The organism is Actinocrinis sp., from assembly GCF_035650855.1.
In the GTDB taxonomy this organism is placed as follows: domain Bacteria; phylum Actinomycetota; class Actinomycetes; order Streptomycetales; family Catenulisporaceae; genus Actinocrinis.
In genome coordinates, this window is record NZ_DASRGV010000169.1 from 1 (window position 1) to 15,348 (window position 15,348).

Below are 15,348 nucleotides of genomic sequence, written 5' to 3' on the forward strand. Positions count from 1 at the left end.
GGCGATGGTCAGCGGCTCGCCGGCCAACGCCTGCATGATGAACGTGGGAATCGCCCGGCCGTCATGCGGGCGCATCCGCGGCCCGTAGGAGTTGAAGATCCGCACGATCCCGGTGTCCAGACCGCGGCTGTGCCGGTACGCCATGGTCAGCGCCTCGGAGAAGCGCTTGGCCTCGTCGTAGACCCCGCGCGGGCCGACCGGGTTCACATTGCCCCAGTAGTCCTCGGACTGCGGATGCCGCAGCGGGTCGCCGTACACCTCGGAGGTCGAGGCGAGGATGAAGCGCGCGCCTTTCTCCGCGGCCAGCCCGAGCGCGTGCAGCGTGCCGAGGCTGCCGACCCGCAGCGTGTCGATCGGGTATTTCAAGTAGTCGGTGGGGGAGGCCGGGGAGGCGAAATGCAGTACCAGGTCCACCTCGCCGGGCACGTGAATGAACTCGCTCACGTCGCACGCCACCATCCGGAACCGCCCGTTGGAGATGAGGTGCCCCACATTGCCGGGCTCGCCGGTCAGGAAATTGTCCAGGCACACGACCTCGGTGCCCTCCGCCAGCAGCCGCTCGCACAGATGCGAGCCCAGAAAGCCCGCCCCGCCGGTGACCACGGCCCGATGGAAGCGGCGCGCGGTTTCCGCCATGTGGTGACACCTCCCGGATCGTCCACGGCCGTCCTCGGACGGCCGGTCGTTGTCTTGACTGAAGCTTCAGGTGGTCGAGTGACCGGTCGGCTACCCGGCACTTGCGGACGAAAACGACTTCCCGACAAGACGTTTCTCCGGACCAGCTCATCGCGCGTCACGGCTGTGTATTCGATCCCACAGACGACTGAATCGGGCCGGGCGGCCGTTTGCCGTCCGTGGCTGCGGCAACGTCCCGCCGATGAGCCGTACCACGGTCGTGATCGCCACCCGCAATCGTGCGGCGGAGCTTGACCGCACCCTCAGCGAGCTGACCGCCCTGCCGGAGCGGCCCGCGATCATCGTGGTGGACAACGCCTCCACCGACGGAACCCCGCAGCGGGTAGCGGAGCGCTTCCCAGATATCAGGGTACTGCGAATGTCGCGGAATCTCGGCGCGGTCGCCAGAAACCGCGGCGTGCTGGCGGCCGCGACACCGTACGTCGCGTTCAGCGATGACGACTCCTGGTGGGCGCCGGGGGCGCTGGCCGAGGCCGAGCGCATCCTGGACGACTCGCCGCGGCTCGCGCTGATCGCCGCGCGCACCTTGGTCGGGCCGCGCCGCGAAATCGATCCGGTGAATCTGCTGATGTGGCGCAGCCCGCTGCCCCAGCCGGAGGTGGTACCCGGCGGTCGCCCGGTGCTCGGATTCCTGGCCTGCTCGGCGGTGGTCCGCCGCCGCGCCTTCCTCGACGTCGGCGGGTTCGCGCAATTCATCCGGGTCGGCGGGGAGGAGAAACTGCTGGCCTACGATCTGGCGGCGGCGGGCTGGCAGCTCGTGTACGCGCCCGGCCTTGTCGCACACCATCACCCTTCGGCGGTCCGCGACCCGGCCGCGCGGCGCGTGCTCGAACTGCGCAACGACCTGCTGATCGACTGGCTGCGCAGGCCTGGGCAGCACGCGCTGCGATCGAGCGCGCGGGCGGCGCGGGCGGCGGTGCGTGAACCGGTGGCCCGAAAGGCGGCGCTGTCGGCCGCCGCGCGCCTTCCGATGCTGTTGCCGCGGCGCAGAAAACTCCCGCCGAACGTGGAATCGGCGGTGCGGATGCTGGAGGCCGGAGGTCGCTATGGCATCGCCGCCTGACAATCCCGCCACCACCGTCGAGAAGCGAGTCACGGTCGTGGTGATCACGCACAACCGCCGCGAGGAACTGGCGCGGACGCTCCACCGGCTCGCGACCCTGCCGAATCGGCCGGCGGTGATCGTTGTCGACAACGGATCACGCGATGGCACGGCCGGATTCGTTCGCCGTGAGCACCCTGAGATGGCCCTGATCGCGGCGGACCGCAACCTCGGCGCGGTGGGCCGGAACCTCGCGGCCCGGCGCGTCAAGACGCCTTATATCGCGTTCTGCGACGATGACACCTGGTGGGAGCCCGGGGCGCTGGTCCGCGCGGCCGACCTGCTCGACTCGCACGCCAACGTCGCCGCGATCACCGGGCACATCGTCGTCGAACCGGAGGGCCGCGACGACCCGATCGTGGCGGAGCTGCGCGACTCGCCGATTCCGCGGCCGCCCGGTGCGCGGCTGCCAGGTCCCCCGCTCGGCAGCATCCTGGCCGGCGCCTCGGTTCTGCGCACGTCCGCGTTCCGGCAGGTCGGCGGCTTCAATCCGCGCTTGTGGCTGGGCGGCGAGGAGGAGCTGCTCGCGATGGATCTCGCGGCGCGCGGTTGGTGGCTCTGCTACGCGCCGGACGTCATGGTGCACCACGAACCGTCCACTCGACGTGAAAGCACGGTGCGTAGGCGCGATGGCATTCGCAACACCCTGTGGACGACCTGGCTGCGTCGGCCCGTGACGAGCGCGCTGCGCCGCACCGTCTGGCTGGCCGGTTCCGTTCCGCGGGACCGGACCTCTGCCACAGGGTTTCTCAATGCGCTGCGAGGAGTGCCGTGGGTACTGAGGGAACGGCGCGTCCTGCCCGCGAGAGTGGAAGCGAATCTGCGGCTGCTGGAAACACCACAGCGCACGTCTACCGCGCGCCGCTATGTGGGCTGAGTCGCTGCACGAACTGATCGATCACCGCTTCGCGCACTATTCGACGTGAACGTCGTGCGGCGTCTTATCCGGGCGCAGCCCACGCCAGGACGGCGTGCGCAACATTCCGTCGCGGGTTCGCTCGGCGTAGACGACTTCGCCCACCAGCTTTGGCTGCACCCACCGCGCCTCGCGCTCGATCGCGGGCGGCACGCGGCCGCCGAACGGACTGCGCTCGGTGGCCAGCGCGTCCAATCGCTTACCGAGATCCGCGAGGCTCTGCTCGGTGAAGCCGGTTCCGACGAGGCCCACGAACTCAAGGGCGTCCGGTGCCGTGTCATTCGCCGATCCGCCGCGGCGCCCGGTCCGACTGCCGCTCGTGCCGGTGCCGCTGCCTGTGCCTGCACTGGCTACCGGAATGCCCAGTAACAGTGATCCGATCGCCCCGCGTCTGCGGCCCTCGCCGGGAGTCCACCCGCCGACCACCACTTCCTGAGTGCGCACATGCTTGATCTTGATCCAGTCCGGGCTGCGCCGGCCGGGCTGGTATGTGGACTCCAGCCGCTTGGCGATCACTCCTTCGAGCCCTTCTTCGCGGGTTGCCGCATACAACCCGGCGCCATCGCCGGCCTGGTAGTCCGGCGTCTGCCAGCTGGACACCGCGGCGAGATCGAGCGCGGCGAGGATCGAGCGGCGCTCGCGGTAGGGCTCGTCCAGCAGCGAGCGCCCGTCCCTGCGCAGCACGTCGAACACGATGTACGCCACCGGCGTCCGCTCGCTCAGCCTGGCGATCCGGGCCGCGTCGCGCACATGCATCCGCTGCTGGAGCGCGCCGAACGAGGGCCGGCCCGCCGCGTCGAAGGCGACGATCTCGCCGTCCACGACGAGGCCGCGCCGACCGGCCAGCCGGGCCAGCTCGGCGGATCGCGGGGTCAGTTCGGGATACGCGGCGGTGATGTCGCGGTCATTGCGCGAGACCAGCTGGAACCGGTCCCTGCCCAGGTAGCCGATCGCGCGGACCCCGTCCCACTTCACCTCGTAGCCGAACCGGCTGTCCTGTGCGTCGGAGGGGAGCCGGCCGAGGGTGGCCAGCATCGGGGCGATCGCGCGCAGGCCGGCCCAGGTGGCCTCCTTCGCCATCCGCGATCACCTCGACTCGCCGGTGCGCCAGGTCAGTGCAGCTGCTCCTGGTCAGTGCCGCTGCTCAAGATCAGTGCCGCGCGGCCCTGACCTTCTCGCCGAGATCCTCGAGCACGTGCCAGGTCACCGCCTGCTCCAGAGCCGGCAGCAGCCGGTTCTGCTCCACGTCGAGCAGCCCCCGGGCCTGCCCCGCGAGCGTGCTGACCAGCTCCGGGCCGGCCTCGCCGTACCCGTTCTGCTCGGCCACCCGGCCGAGCGTCCAGCTGACCTGGTCGCGCACCCGCTCGCCCTGTCTGGACAGCTCTCCGCCGCCCGGGACGTACTCGCGCAGCGCTCCGGCGAGGCACTTGGAGGTCAGCGTGACGTGCTCCTCGACCGCCGCGGTCAGCTGCTTGACCAGCGCCCGCTGCCTAGCCGGATCATGCTCGGCCGCGCACTGGCCCGCGACCAGCTCGATCAGCTTCCGGTCGGCGGCCAGCTCGGTGCCGAGGTCCGCGCCGTGGCCCATGATCCGCTCCCTTCGCCGGACCTTTCCGGGCCTGTCCTGGACGCGGCGGTTCGGGCGACAGTCCCCGGTGAGTACCCGGTCCGTCCATTTTTCCACTCGCTGGCACAAGTGTCTTGATTTTCTTCGCGCGATCATCGCCGCAGGACGCCGCCGCACCGTCGTTCCGGCCGGGACGAGCCGCCCGAATCACCCGGTCCGCCATCGCATGGAGTGGCGGTATCCGGGTAGCCGGTCGTCCCAAGAGCCGAGTGGTCAGGCCGACGAGAGGAGGAGGTCAGGCGATGCAGCCGGTCAACCCACCGGGCTCCACGGAATCCGACGTCTGCGACAGCGTCTCCGGCTTCCGGGTGTGGACCTCCGGCGAGGGCCGCTGGCACCTGGCCGGGGAAGCCGATCTGATCGCCGAGAGCGCGCTGCGGGCCGCGATGGACACGGCCTGCGCAAGCCGCGCCGCGCTGGTCCTAGACTGCGGGGAACTCAACTTCATCGACGTCGCGGGACTGCGGGCGATAGCTCAGGCCGCACTCGCCCTCGGCTCGCCCGTCGTCGTGAACGGCGCCAACGAGATGCTGCGGCGCGCCTGGTCGCTGCTCGACCTCCACGCCGCCGCCCCGAACGTGGAGTTCAGCACATGAGCATCGACCAGCTTCCTGAGTCGCGGTCCGCGGCGTCGCAGCCCGGCCGGTTCAGGCACGAGGCCATGCTGTACCGCGGAGCGGACGAGTTCGTCGACCGCGCCGCTACGTTCGTGCGCGACGCTCTCGCCGCCGAAGAGCCGATCATGGTGGCGGTCATCGAGCCGCGGGCGAGCATGCTGCGAGACGAGCTCGGCGCGGACGCACGGCTGGTGAACTTCATCGACATGGCGGCGATCGGCCGCAACCCGGCCCGGATCATCCCGGCCTGGCAGGAATGGGTCGTCCGGCATCAGGGCTCGGTCCACGGCTTCCGCGGCATCGGCGAGCCGATCTGGTCCAGCCGCAGCCCGGCCGAGTTGATCGAGTGCCAGCAGCACGAGGCGCTGCTGAACGTCGCCTTCGACGAGGGTCCGCCGTGGTGGCTGCTGTGCCCCTATGACACGACGAGCCTCGACTCGGATGTCATCGCGCGGGCGCATCAAACTCATCCGGGAATGATGGATGGGGGCCGTGCGTACCGCAGTGCCAGCTATCCCCATCCGGAGTTCTCGCGATCAGCCATGTTTTCTGCTGCCTTCCCCGAATCGACCGAACCGACGCTGCAGCTGTATCGCACCGACTTCGGCCTGGCCGACCTGCCGCGCATCCGGCAGGCGGTGGCGACCTGCGCCACCGCCCAGCACGTCGCCGCGCCCCGGGTCGACGACCTGGTCCTCGTGGCCAACGAGCTCGCCTGCAACAGCATCAAGCACGGCGGCGGCACCGGCACGCTGCGCATGTGGCGCGAGGGCGGGCAGCTGGTGTGCGAGGTGCACGACCGCGGCCTGATCACGGACCCGCTGGTCGGCCGGCGCAAGCCGAATCCGGAGAGGGGGGGCGGCGCCGGGCTGTGGATCGCCAATCTGCTGTGCGATCTGGTGCAGATCCGTTCCACTCCGCAGACCGGTACCACAGTACGTGTCCACATGGAGGCGTCGAACGCTGATCCGGGGTCGAGCGCCGAGCCAGTGTCCGAGAACCATAACTCAAAGGCCTGACGGTCTGGCGCGAGCGCACGGAAGCGAAGCGGCACAAGGCTAGACAGGGGTGCGCAGTGCGTTTGCGGCAGAGCGATCTCCGCGCTCCCGGATACCGGCGCGTGCATCACGGCCGTGGATTCCGGTACTTCGACTTGCAGGGCGCGCCGGTGACGGATCCCGAGTTGCGCCAGCGGTTCACCCGGCTCGTCATTCCTCCGGCCTGGCGCGACGTTTGGATTTGTCCCTGGCCGACCGGACACATCCAGGCGACCGGCATCGATGCGGCCGGCCGGCGTCAGTATCTTTACCACCCGCGTTTCCGCGAGCAGCAAGAGCAGGCAAAACACGAGCACGTCTTGGAGATGGCCGAGCGCCTGCCGTTGGCGCGGGAACGCATCAGCGCGGACTTGGCGCGGCGCGGCCTCGTGCGCGAGCGGGTGCTGGCCTGCGCGGCGCGGCTGCTCGACTTCGGGTTCTTCCGCGTCGGCTCGGACCAATACGTCCAGGCGAACGGGACCTACGGCCTGACGACGGTGCTGTGCCTGCACGTCGACTGCCGGAACCGTGAGACGGTCGCGTTCGATTATCCGGCCAAGGGCGGCAAACGCCGGGTGCAGGCGATCGTGGACGAACCGACCCGCAAAACCATCGCCGCGCTGCTTCGCGAGCGCGGGACCGAGGACCGGCTGCTGGCCTATCGCGAGCGCGGCAGTGTTGGAAGAAACGGTGTGAACGGCGACGGCTGGCACGAGATACACAGCGACGAGCTGAACGCGTACCTCAAGGAAATCTGCGACCTGGACGTCTCCGCGAAGGATTTCCGCACCTGGCACGCCACCGTCCTGGCCGCAGTCGCCCTCGCCGTGTCGACACAGGCGGCGCGCACCTCGCCGACCGCGCGCAAGCGGGCCGAGGTCCGCGCGGTCAAAGAAGTGGCCGAATACCTCGGCAACACCCCGGCCGTATGCCGCGCCTCCTACATCAACCCTCGCGTCATCGAACTCTATGAAGAGGGCCGCACCATCGCGCCCGCACTCACCGCGCTCGGTGCGGAGCAGAGCTTCGGACAGCCGGCGACACAGGGCGCGGTCGAGCGAGCCGTCCTCGACCTGCTCAAGGCCGGCTGAGACGGGCCCGGGGCCGCCGGCCCAAAACCAGCACCGCTTCGAAACCAGCACCCCGCAGCCGCGACACGCAGCCGGTGTTTCACGATCACCGGTTCCGGTTATCCGCAGCCCGCCATGACTCCACCACCTGCTTCCGCTTCCGGCGGACCGCCGCCGGCCACCGACGTTCCGGTCGAGGCCGTGAGCGCGGCCGCGTTCACCGTGCCCACTGAAAGCCCTGAGGGCGACGGCACCCTGACCTGGGACTCCACCACGATGGTGATGGCGCGCGCCTCCGCCGCAGGCGTCACCGGGATCGGCTGGACCTATGGCCTCGCGGCCGCGGCGAACGTGATCACCGACAAGCTGGCCGACGTCGTGCGCGGATGCAGCGCACTCGACGTGCCCGCCGCAAACGACGCGATGTGCCGCGCCGTACGCAACGCCGGAAAGCCGGGACTGGTCGCCATGGCCATCTCAGCGGTCGATATCGCGCTGTGGGACCTGAAGGCCCGAGTGCTCGGCGTGCCGTTGGTGCGGTTGCTCGGCGCGGCACGACCGGACGTTCCGGTATACGGCAGCGGCGGCTTTACGACCTACGACGACAAACAGCTCGAAGAACAGCTGCGGTTCTGGGCCGAGGAGCAGAGCATCCCGCGCGTCAAGATCAAGATCGGCGAGTCCTGGGGCCGGGACGAGCGCCGCGACCTGGCCCGCGCCGAGTTCGCGCGCGGCGTCGTCGGCGACGAGGTCGAGTTCTATGTGGACGCGAACGGCGGCTACACCCGCACGCAGGCGATCCGGGTCGGGCGCGCCCTCGCGGATCTCGGGGTGACCTGGTTCGAGGAGCCGGTCAGCTCCGACGATCTGGTGGGCCTGCACGAGATCAGGGACGCGATCACGCCGGACGTGGCGGCCGGTGAATACGGCTATGACCTGCCGTACTTCGCGCGGATGCTGAACGCGGACGCGGTCGACTGCCTGCAAGCGGACGTGACCAGGTGCGGCGGCATCACGATTTGGCAGCGTGTCGCGGCCGTCGCCGAATCGCTCGGCCTGCAGATATCAGGGCACTGCGCGCCGCACGCACACGCCGCCGTCGCCGCCTCCGTGCCGAACCTGCGGCATCTGGAGTGGTTCCACGACCACACCCGGATCGAGTCGATGTTCTTCGACGGCACGCTCGACCCGAGCGGCGGCGCGATCAACCCGTGCGACAACACGGCTCCCGGGATCGGCCTCGAGCTGCGAAGCGCGGTGGCGAACCGGTACCGCGTCGCGTGACACACGGCGCGTGACGGACACGGTCCAGTTCGCCACCAAGTACCCACGGACCACGGGCCAGCCGATTCAGGCCGCCTTGCAGGCCCGCTTCAGGAGCGCGCCCGCTCCTCGTCCCTGGCTTCCTCTTCGTCGGGTTCCTCGGCGTCGCCCGAGCCTGTGTCCTGCACGTCCTCGGGCCTGACGCCGATCCCGCCGGACTCCATCGAGTCCGCGTCCGACGCCTTCTGCACTGCCTGCCGTGCGTCGTCGAGTACTTCGCGCAGGTGATCGCTCTCCTGCTGCATTTCGCCGGCGCGCTGCCATTCGCCGCGGATCTGCTCGTCGGCCGAGTGCGTGGCCTCGGGGGTCGCCGCGTCTTCCAGCTGCGGAAGTCCCTCGTCGTTGGCCGGCGCAGTGTCGTCCGCGCGCTGAGTGCCGGTTTCTTCAGACACAGTCGCTCCTTCTTCAGTGCAGGTCGGACGAAGCCGGGTACCCGATCGGGGAATTCGCACTCCCGATCCTCGGAGGAACCGATGTCCGCGACCGACGATCTGCGCCACCGGGTCGGTGACCTGCTTAAAGAGCACGGCCAGACCTTCGCGGACGAGGCCGGGGTCCGGCTGCGCGACACGCCGGGGCCGCTCTACCAGCTCCTCGTCGTCTGCGTCCTGTCCTCGATCCGCATCCGCGCCAACATCGCGGTGGACGCCGCGCGCGAGCTGTTCGCGGCGGGTTACCGCACGCCCGCGAAGATGCTGGAGGCCAGCTGGCAGCAGCGCGTGGACGCCCTCGGGCGCGCGCACTACAAGCGCTACGACGAGAGCACCGCGACCGCACTGGGCGGGGGCGCGCAGCTCATTCTCGACCGGTGGCACGGAGACCTGCGCAAGCTGCGCGCCGAGGCCGGCCACGATCCGCGCCGCATCCGCGAACTGCTCCAAGAGGTGCCGCGCATCGGCCCCGTCGGCGCCGAGATCTTCTGCCGCGAGGCGCAGGGCCTGTGGCCGGAGCTGCGCCCGACGTTCGACAAGCGGGCCGTGCAGGGGGCGAGCAAGGCCGGGCTGCCGACCGACCCGCAGAAACTCGCCGGACTGGTCTCCGAGCAGGACCTACCCCGGCTCGCCGCCGCCCTCGTGCGCGTGACGCTGTGACCCGGCGCCGCGAAGTGCGCACGCCGTTCGGGTGAATCAATTCCGCATGTCGGGGTACCGCCGGTCGGTGACGCACCGGCAAGGCTCGATCCGAAGACGACGCACACGGACCAGACGGACCGGACGGAGCTACAGACCATGAATGCGATCGGAAGCGACCTGCGGGTCGGACCGGCGGCTGACCGGGCCGAGCTGTACGCCCTCGGCCGGCAGTTGCGCGTCGACTCGGTACGTGCCAGCACCGCCGCAGGATCCGGCCACCCCACCTCGAGCATGTCGGCCGCCGACCTGATGGCCGTGCTGATGGCCCGGCATCTGCGCTACGACTGGGACGACCCGGCGAACCCGGCGAACGACCACCTGATCCTGTCGAAGGGGCACGCCTCGCCGCTGCTCTACTCGATGTTCCGCGCCGTCGGCGTGATCAGCGAGGACGAGCTGATGAACACCTACCGCCGCGCCGGGCGGCTCCAGGGCCACCCGACGCCGGTCCTGCCCTGGGTCGACGTCGCCACCGGCTCGCTCGGCCAGGGCATCGGCTACGGCGTCGGCGTCGCGCTGGCCGGGAGCAAGCTCGACCGGCTGCCTTACCGGGTCTGGGTGCTGTGCGGCGACAGCGAGATGGCCGAGGGCTCGGTCTGGGAGGCGCTGGACAAGGCCGCCCACTATGAGCTGAACAACTTCACCGCGATCATCGACGTCAACCGGCTCGGGCAGACCGGCGCCACCGAGTTCGGCTGGGACGTCGAGCGATACGCGCACCGGGTCACCGCCTTCGGCTGCCGCTCGCTGACCATCGACGGGCACGACATCGACGAGATCACCGCCGCGTACGAGGCGGTGGAGCTGGCCGACCGGCCGACCGTCATCATCGCGCGCACGGTCAAGGGCAGCGGATTCTCCGAGATCGAGAACAAGCCGGACTGGCACGGCAAGCAGCTGCCCGAGGACATGGCGCAGCGCGCGATCGAGGAGCTCGGCGGCGTCACCGCGATCCACGTGCGCGGCCCGTTGCCCGAGGTGCCGCAATCCTCGGAGTCGCAGGCGTCGAAGGGATCGCAGCAGTCGCCGGATTCCGCCGGCTCCGCCGCGCCCGATCGCCCGCAATCGCAGGCTGCTGACGGTCAGCGCGCTGCCACGGCCCACCGTGCCGCCCCGATCGAGCCGCCGCGCTTCGAGCTCGGCGAGAAGATCGCCACCCGCAAGGCGTTCGGCCAGGCGCTGGCCGCCCTCGGCGCACGCCCCGACGTCGTCGCCCTGGACGGCGAAGTCGGCAACTCCACGTACACGGAGCTGTTCGAGAAGGACCACCCGCACCGGTTCTTCCAGATGTACATCGCCGAGCAGCAGATGGTCGCGACCGCGGTCGGGTTCTCGGTGCGCGGTTACCGGCCGTTCGCCGCGACCTTCGCCGCCTTCCTCACCCGCGCGCACGACTTCCTGCGCATGGCCGCCATCTCGCAGGCCGACCTGTGCATCGTCGGCTCGCACTGCGGCGTCGAGATCGGCGCCGACGGACCGTCACAGATGGGGCTGGAGGACATCGCGATGATGCGGTCCGTCCACGACTCCACGGTCCTCTACCCGTCCGACGCGCCGAGCGCAGCCGCGCTCACCATCGCCATGGCGGACCTGCCGGGAATCAGCTATCTGCGGACCACGCGCGGCGGATATCCGGTCCTGTACGGCCCGGACGAGCGTTTCCCGGTCGGCGGCTGCAAGGTGTGGGGAGAGAGCCCCGAAGACGTGGTCACCCTCGTCGGCGCCGGAGTCACCCTGCACGAGTGCCTGAGCGCCGCGACCCAGCTGGCCCGCCAGGGGATCGCGACCCGCGTGGTCGACCTGTACTCGGTCAAGCCGATCGACGCCGCGAGCCTGGGGCGCTGCGCTCAGCAAACCAGGCTGCTGATGGTCGTCGAGGACCACCATCCCGAGGGCGGAATCGGCGAAGCGGTCGCCGCCGTGCTCGCGAAGGGCTGGCCGCGTCAGGCCGGTGCCCGGTTCGCGCACCTCGCCGTCGAATCGCTGCCCGGCTCCGCCTCCACCCCGCAAGCCCTGGACGCCGCCGGTCTGAGCGCCGAGCACATCGTGCGCGCGGTGCGGTCGGAACTGGACCGCGACGGGCTTCCCAGCGGCAAGCCGACCCTGAGGAGTGAGTGAGAACCATGACCACCGACCCGAGTGAGAGCCCGATCCAGTCGCAGGACGTGCCCGAGGACGACGGCGTCCTGCAGCCCGGCGACAGCCTGGAGACCGACGACCTGTCCGCCGACCCGCTGGACACCGGCATCAGCCCGCCCGAGCGCAGGCCCGCCTCGGAGAAATACGGCGTCACGCTCGACGAGGCCCGCACCGGCGCCCCGCTGGATCAGCGCCTCGCCGAGGAGGAACCCGACTTCGGCGAGCCGGCCTCGCTGGAGAACCGGCCGGAGCCCGAGCCGGACGCCCCGCCGGTCGACGACCTGGAGCCCGACCAGCGCGCCGGCCGCCTCGTCGCCGAGGACGAGGGCGCGCACACGGTGAGCACCCCGAACTACCTCGCCCGCGACATGGGCGTCGACGGCGGCGCGGCCAGCGCCGAGGAGGCCGCGATGCACGTGGCCGACGCAGACGTCAGAGACACCCGCGAGCAGGACGCCGAAGCGGCCGAGACCTGGCAGGACCCGCTGTCGCGCAACGCGTGATCAGGGCTCGTGGCGATCGGCGGAGGAGACGATGACTGCCGAGCAGTTCGTTCCGAGCGACGGGGACCTGGCCGCGCTGGCCAAGGCCGCGGCGCACTGCGAGGGCTGCGAGCTCTACCGCGACGCGACGCAGACCGTGTTCGGCCACGGAAACGAGCACGCGCGCTACGTCCTCGTCGGCGAGCAGCCGGGCGACCAAGAGGACAAGCGCGGCCTGCCGTTCGTCGGACCGGCCGGGGCGTTGCTCGACCGCGCGCTGGCCGAGGCCGGCATCGACCCCGCCGAGACCTACGTGACCAACGCCGTGAAGCACTTCCGCTGGAAGAGTGCTCCTGACCGCGGCAAGCGGCGCATCCACGAGAAGCCGGGCACGACGCACATCAACGCCTGCCGCCCCTGGCTGCTCGCGGAACTCTCCCGGCTGCGGCCGAAGGTGATCGTGCTGCTCGGCGCCACCGCCGGCCAGTCGCTGTTCGGCTCCGGCTTCCGGGTGGGGAAGTCCCGCGGCGTCCCGGTCGACTGGCAGCCGCCGGAGGGTTCCGGCCCGGGCGCCAAGGCCGTCGCGACCGTGCATCCCTCGGCCGTTCTCCGCGCCCCGGACCGCGACACCGCGTACGCGGGGCTGCTCGCGGACCTGCGCACCTGCGCCGAACTAGCCGGACGGCTCGATTGACCGCGTCGACTCGGGGTAGCCGTCAGCGGTCTGTGGCCGAAACGAGGAGGATCGCGTACATGCAGGAGCAAGAGACGATGAACCCTGCCCAGCCCTTTCTGAGCGACATCGAGACGCTGCGGGCCAAGGCACGCGAACAGATGGACAAGGGACCGGTCACCGCCGCGTACGGCGCGGACCTCGACCGCGTGCTCGAGGTGCTGAACCAGTCGCTGGCGACCGAGATCGTCTGCGTCCTGAGATACCGCCAGCACCACTTCGCAGCCAACGGCCTGAACGCCGGCCCGGTCGCCGCCGAATTCCTCGAGCACGCCAACGAGGAGCAGCAGCACGCCGACCTGTTCGCCGCGCGCATCGTTCAGCTCGGCGGCGTGCCGGATCTGAATCCGCAGACCCTCACCGGCCGCTCGCACTCCCAGTACGTCACCTCGCACGAGCTGCGCGCGATGATCGAGGAAGACCTGATCGCCGAGCGGATCGCCATCGCCGCCTACACCGAGATCATCGCCTGGCTCGGCGACGGCGACCCCACCACCCGCCGCATCTTCGAGGAAGTGCTCGCCACGGAGGAGGAGCACGCCGAAGACATGCTCTCCCTGCTCGAACAGGGCTGAACGCTACCAACCCGGCCCGCCGACTCGATTGAGTCGGCGGGCTGTCTCGTACCGCGGGACAACTCACACTCGTCCCAGTGGACGACTCACGCTCGTCCCAGTGGACAACTCACATCAGCTTGGCCCGCAGGAAGTGCAGGAAGTCCGAGCCGGTCAGCGCGGTCAGGCCGCCGGCGGCCAGCCGCGTGACGCGGGGGGCGAAGACCAGGCCGGCGCACAGCCCGGTCGAGATCCACATGCCGGTGCAGAACGGGCAGGTCAGCAGCTCGCCGACGGCTTTGCGCGCGCCGGTGCCGCGGACCTCCTCCTTCAGCTCGGCGGGCCCCTGCGTTCCGTGGAACTCGGTGAACGGCGCGCGCAGCGGGCTGGTCACCGGGTCTTTGGCGATCAGGCGGCTGAGGCGGTGCGTCGCGCCGGCCAGGATCACCACGTCCCACGGGCTCGGGGTGGGCACCGGCCGCCGCGTCGCTTTGGCGATGCCGGCGAGCGTGGCGACCAATCCCGTGTACACGCCCATCGCGCCGACGTAGCTGCGTAGCGGAAAGTCGGCGCCCTGCGTGTATTCCTGCTCGACTTCGCGTAGTGCCTGCTCCGTCTTCTCCGTCACCGCCGCGCCTCCCGGTCCTTTGGGCGTTATGAGCCTTTCGCGCCGACTACCCGTCTCGATCGTGGGTACACGCGGGCGACGCACCGGCCGGCCCGCAGCTGGCCGGCGGCATGAGCGCAGCGAGATCGAGGAGAGGCAATGGCCAAGAAGATCGGGTACTTCCTGTCCAGTGAGGAGTTCGGACCACGCGAACTGGTCGAGCAGGCGCGGATGGCGCAGGACGCCGGCTTCGAAGCGCTCTGGATCTCCGACCACTTCCACCCCTGGAACGACGCGCAAGGGCAGAGCGGCTTCGTGTGGGGCACGATCGGCGCCCTCGCGCAGGCCGTCGACCTGCCCATCGGCACCGCCGTGACCTGCCCGACCATCCGCATCCACCCGGCGATCGTCGCGCAGGCGGCCGCCACCGCCGCGGTGCTGACCGACGGGAAGTTCACCCTCGGCGTCGGCACCGGCGAAGCGCTGAACGAGCACATCCTCGGCGGTCCCTGGCCGACCTCGAAGGTCCGTCGGGAGATGCTGGAGGAGGCCGTGCAGGTGATGCGCGAGCTGTGGAAGGGCGAGAACGTCAACCACCGCGGAACGTACTACACCGTCGACAACGCGCGGATCTACACGCTGCCGGACAAGCCGGTGCCCGTGTACGTCTCCGGTTTCGGGCCCGCCTCGGCCCGCTTGGCCGGACAGATCGGCGACGGCTACGTCGGCACCCAGCCGGACACCGAACTGCTCGGCGCGTTCCGCGAGAACGGCGGCCAGGGCAAGGTCACCCAGGGCGGCTACAAGGTGTGCTGGGGGCGGGACCGCGACGAGGCGGTCAAGACCGCACACGAGCGCTGGGCCAACGAGCAGCTGCCGGGCGAACTGGCCCAGGTGCTCCCGCAGCCGGCGCATTTCGAGCAGGCGCAGCAGCTGGTCACGCCCGACATGGTGGCCGAGGCGCTGGTCTGCGGTGACGACGAGGAGGCGCACCTGCGCCGGTTCGCCGAGTACTCCGACGCCGGATACGACGAGGTCTATATCAACCAGATCGGACCGGATCAGCGCGGCTTCTTCGATTTCTACGGCCAGCGCATCCTGCCGCAGCTGAAGGGTATGCGCTCGCAATGAGCAGCAACGAACCGCGCAGGAACATCCTGAGGGAACCGAGCGAGCAGTCGCGCATCCACACCGAGGTCGAAGAGGCCGAGCAGGAGACGTACAACGCGGCGCAGAAGGCGCGCGGCGCGAAGGATCACGAGCAGAAGAAGCTGCGCGACTCGGCCAACGTCTCCGAGACCTGGGAGAACCC

The 15,348-nt window shown here is 70.2% G+C and carries 18 protein-coding genes; 13 read left to right on the forward strand and 5 right to left on the reverse strand.

Annotated elements, in window-relative coordinates; all coding sequences use genetic code 11:
* The coding region (locus VFB40_RS12870) for an NAD-dependent epimerase/dehydratase family protein (RefSeq protein ID WP_324850291.1) at positions 1–636 on the reverse strand (636 nt) is incomplete at its 3' end.
* Between the two features lie 241 nt (positions 637–877).
* On the opposite strand from VFB40_RS12870, the gene VFB40_RS12875 reads away from it, so the two are divergent.
* Positions 878–1,759 (forward strand): glycosyltransferase family 2 protein, encoded by an 882-nt coding sequence (locus VFB40_RS12875; protein ID WP_324850293.1) that lies wholly within the window; start codon positions 878–880, stop codon positions 1,757–1,759.
* Entirely contained in the window at positions 1,743–2,675 is a 933-nt protein-coding gene (locus VFB40_RS12880) for a glycosyltransferase family 2 protein (protein ID WP_324850295.1), read from the forward strand. The genes VFB40_RS12875 and VFB40_RS12880 overlap by 17 nt, the downstream gene beginning before the upstream one ends.
* A gap of 36 nt (positions 2,676–2,711) precedes the next feature.
* Here the strand turns inward: VFB40_RS12880 and VFB40_RS12885 are convergent, their stop codons facing one another.
* The gene (locus VFB40_RS12885) at positions 2,712–3,794 is read right to left on the reverse strand and encodes an ATP-dependent DNA ligase (protein WP_324850297.1); all 1,083 of its coding nucleotides are present in this window, start codon (positions 3,792–3,794) and stop codon (positions 2,712–2,714) included.
* Between the two features lie 70 nt (positions 3,795–3,864).
* On the reverse strand, positions 3,865–4,302 hold the full coding sequence (locus VFB40_RS12890; protein ID WP_324850299.1) for a hypothetical protein: 438 nt from the start codon (positions 4,300–4,302) through the stop codon (positions 3,865–3,867).
* A gap of 281 nt (positions 4,303–4,583) precedes the next feature.
* Here VFB40_RS12890 and VFB40_RS12895 point away from each other — a divergent pair, with 281 nt between their 5' ends.
* The 4 genes from VFB40_RS12895 to VFB40_RS12910 all read left to right on the forward strand — a co-directional run bounded on the left by VFB40_RS12895 (position 4,584) and on the right by VFB40_RS12910 (position 8,349).
* Positions 4,584–4,937, forward strand: coding sequence for an STAS domain-containing protein (locus VFB40_RS12895; RefSeq protein WP_324850301.1), 354 nt, complete (start codon positions 4,584–4,586; stop codon positions 4,935–4,937).
* Positions 4,934–5,977 (forward strand): anti-sigma factor RsbA family regulatory protein, encoded by a 1,044-nt coding sequence (locus tag VFB40_RS12900; RefSeq protein ID WP_324850303.1) that lies wholly within the window; start codon positions 4,934–4,936, stop codon positions 5,975–5,977. Before VFB40_RS12895 ends, VFB40_RS12900 begins: the two co-directional genes overlap by 4 nt.
* Before the next feature lie 56 nt (positions 5,978–6,033).
* Complete coding sequence (locus VFB40_RS12905) at positions 6,034–7,086, forward strand: DNA topoisomerase IB (protein ID WP_349261461.1); 1,053 nt, start codon at positions 6,034–6,036, stop codon at positions 7,084–7,086.
* Between the two features lie 114 nt (positions 7,087–7,200).
* Positions 7,201–8,349 (forward strand): enolase C-terminal domain-like protein, encoded by a 1,149-nt coding sequence (locus VFB40_RS12910; RefSeq protein ID WP_324850307.1) that lies wholly within the window; start codon positions 7,201–7,203, stop codon positions 8,347–8,349.
* Between the two features lie 89 nt (positions 8,350–8,438).
* Here the strand turns inward: VFB40_RS12910 and VFB40_RS12915 are convergent, their stop codons facing one another.
* On the reverse strand, positions 8,439–8,780 hold the full coding sequence (locus VFB40_RS12915; RefSeq protein WP_324850308.1) for a hypothetical protein: 342 nt from the start codon (positions 8,778–8,780) through the stop codon (positions 8,439–8,441).
* 81 nt (positions 8,781–8,861) lie between these two features.
* On the opposite strand from VFB40_RS12915, the gene VFB40_RS12920 reads away from it, so the two are divergent.
* From VFB40_RS12920 to VFB40_RS12940, 5 genes are all read left to right on the forward strand, one after another.
* Positions 8,862–9,479: an endonuclease gene (locus VFB40_RS12920; RefSeq protein ID WP_324850310.1), complete on the forward strand. Its 618-nt coding sequence runs from the start codon at positions 8,862–8,864 to the stop codon at positions 9,477–9,479.
* Between the two features lie 138 nt (positions 9,480–9,617).
* Positions 9,618–11,639 carry a transketolase gene (locus tag VFB40_RS12925; RefSeq protein WP_324850312.1) on the forward strand — a complete coding sequence of 674 codons (2,022 nt, stop codon included), beginning with the start codon at positions 9,618–9,620 and terminating at the stop codon, positions 11,637–11,639.
* A 5-nt stretch (positions 11,640–11,644) separates the two neighbouring features.
* Positions 11,645–12,163: a DUF5709 domain-containing protein gene (locus VFB40_RS12930; RefSeq protein WP_324850314.1), complete on the forward strand. Its 519-nt coding sequence runs from the start codon at positions 11,645–11,647 to the stop codon at positions 12,161–12,163.
* A gap of 31 nt (positions 12,164–12,194) precedes the next feature.
* Positions 12,195–12,836, forward strand: coding sequence for a UdgX family uracil-DNA binding protein (locus VFB40_RS12935; RefSeq protein WP_324850316.1), 642 nt, complete (start codon positions 12,195–12,197; stop codon positions 12,834–12,836).
* A 59-nt stretch (positions 12,837–12,895) separates the two neighbouring features.
* Positions 12,896–13,450, forward strand: coding sequence for a ferritin-like domain-containing protein (locus VFB40_RS12940; protein ID WP_324850318.1), 555 nt, complete (start codon positions 12,896–12,898; stop codon positions 13,448–13,450).
* Positions 13,451–13,559: 109 nt separating this feature from the next.
* Here the strand turns inward: VFB40_RS12940 and VFB40_RS12945 are convergent, their stop codons facing one another.
* Positions 13,560–14,057, reverse strand: a complete 498-nt coding sequence (locus VFB40_RS12945) for a DUF1360 domain-containing protein (RefSeq protein ID WP_324850321.1) — start codon at positions 14,055–14,057, stop codon at positions 13,560–13,562.
* Positions 14,058–14,195: 138 nt separating this feature from the next.
* On the opposite strand from VFB40_RS12945, the gene VFB40_RS12950 reads away from it, so the two are divergent.
* Positions 14,196–15,167: a TIGR03557 family F420-dependent LLM class oxidoreductase gene (locus VFB40_RS12950; protein WP_324850323.1), complete on the forward strand. Its 972-nt coding sequence runs from the start codon at positions 14,196–14,198 to the stop codon at positions 15,165–15,167.
* Positions 15,164–15,348 (forward strand): hypothetical protein (locus VFB40_RS12955; protein WP_324850325.1); only part of this gene is annotated, 185 nt, incomplete at its 3' end. The genes VFB40_RS12950 and VFB40_RS12955, both read left to right, overlap by 4 nt.

Bases quoted from the DNA above. Each gene is read 5' to 3' on its own strand.
- VFB40_RS12875 (WP_324850293.1), top strand. From the start codon at position 878: ATGAGCCGTACCACGGTCGTGATCGCCACCCGCAATCGTGCGGCGGAG.
- VFB40_RS12880 (WP_324850295.1), top strand. From the start codon at position 1,743: ATGGCATCGCCGCCTGACAATCCCGCCACCACCGTCGAGAAGCGAGTC.
- VFB40_RS12885 (WP_324850297.1), bottom strand. From the start codon at position 3,794: ATGGCGAAGGAGGCCACCTGGGCCGGCCTGCGCGCGATCGCCCCGATG.
- VFB40_RS12890 (WP_324850299.1), bottom strand. From the start codon at position 4,302: ATGGGCCACGGCGCGGACCTCGGCACCGAGCTGGCCGCCGACCGGAAG.
- VFB40_RS12895 (WP_324850301.1), top strand. From the start codon at position 4,584: ATGCAGCCGGTCAACCCACCGGGCTCCACGGAATCCGACGTCTGCGAC.
- VFB40_RS12900 (WP_324850303.1), top strand. From the start codon at position 4,934: ATGAGCATCGACCAGCTTCCTGAGTCGCGGTCCGCGGCGTCGCAGCCC.
- VFB40_RS12910 (WP_324850307.1), top strand. From the start codon at position 7,201: ATGACTCCACCACCTGCTTCCGCTTCCGGCGGACCGCCGCCGGCCACC.
- VFB40_RS12920 (WP_324850310.1), top strand. From the start codon at position 8,862: ATGTCCGCGACCGACGATCTGCGCCACCGGGTCGGTGACCTGCTTAAA.
- VFB40_RS12925 (WP_324850312.1), top strand. From the start codon at position 9,618: ATGAATGCGATCGGAAGCGACCTGCGGGTCGGACCGGCGGCTGACCGG.
- VFB40_RS12930 (WP_324850314.1), top strand. From the start codon at position 11,645: ATGACCACCGACCCGAGTGAGAGCCCGATCCAGTCGCAGGACGTGCCC.
- VFB40_RS12935 (WP_324850316.1), top strand. From the start codon at position 12,195: ATGACTGCCGAGCAGTTCGTTCCGAGCGACGGGGACCTGGCCGCGCTG.
- VFB40_RS12940 (WP_324850318.1), top strand. From the start codon at position 12,896: ATGCAGGAGCAAGAGACGATGAACCCTGCCCAGCCCTTTCTGAGCGAC.
- VFB40_RS12950 (WP_324850323.1), top strand. From the start codon at position 14,196: ATGGCCAAGAAGATCGGGTACTTCCTGTCCAGTGAGGAGTTCGGACCA.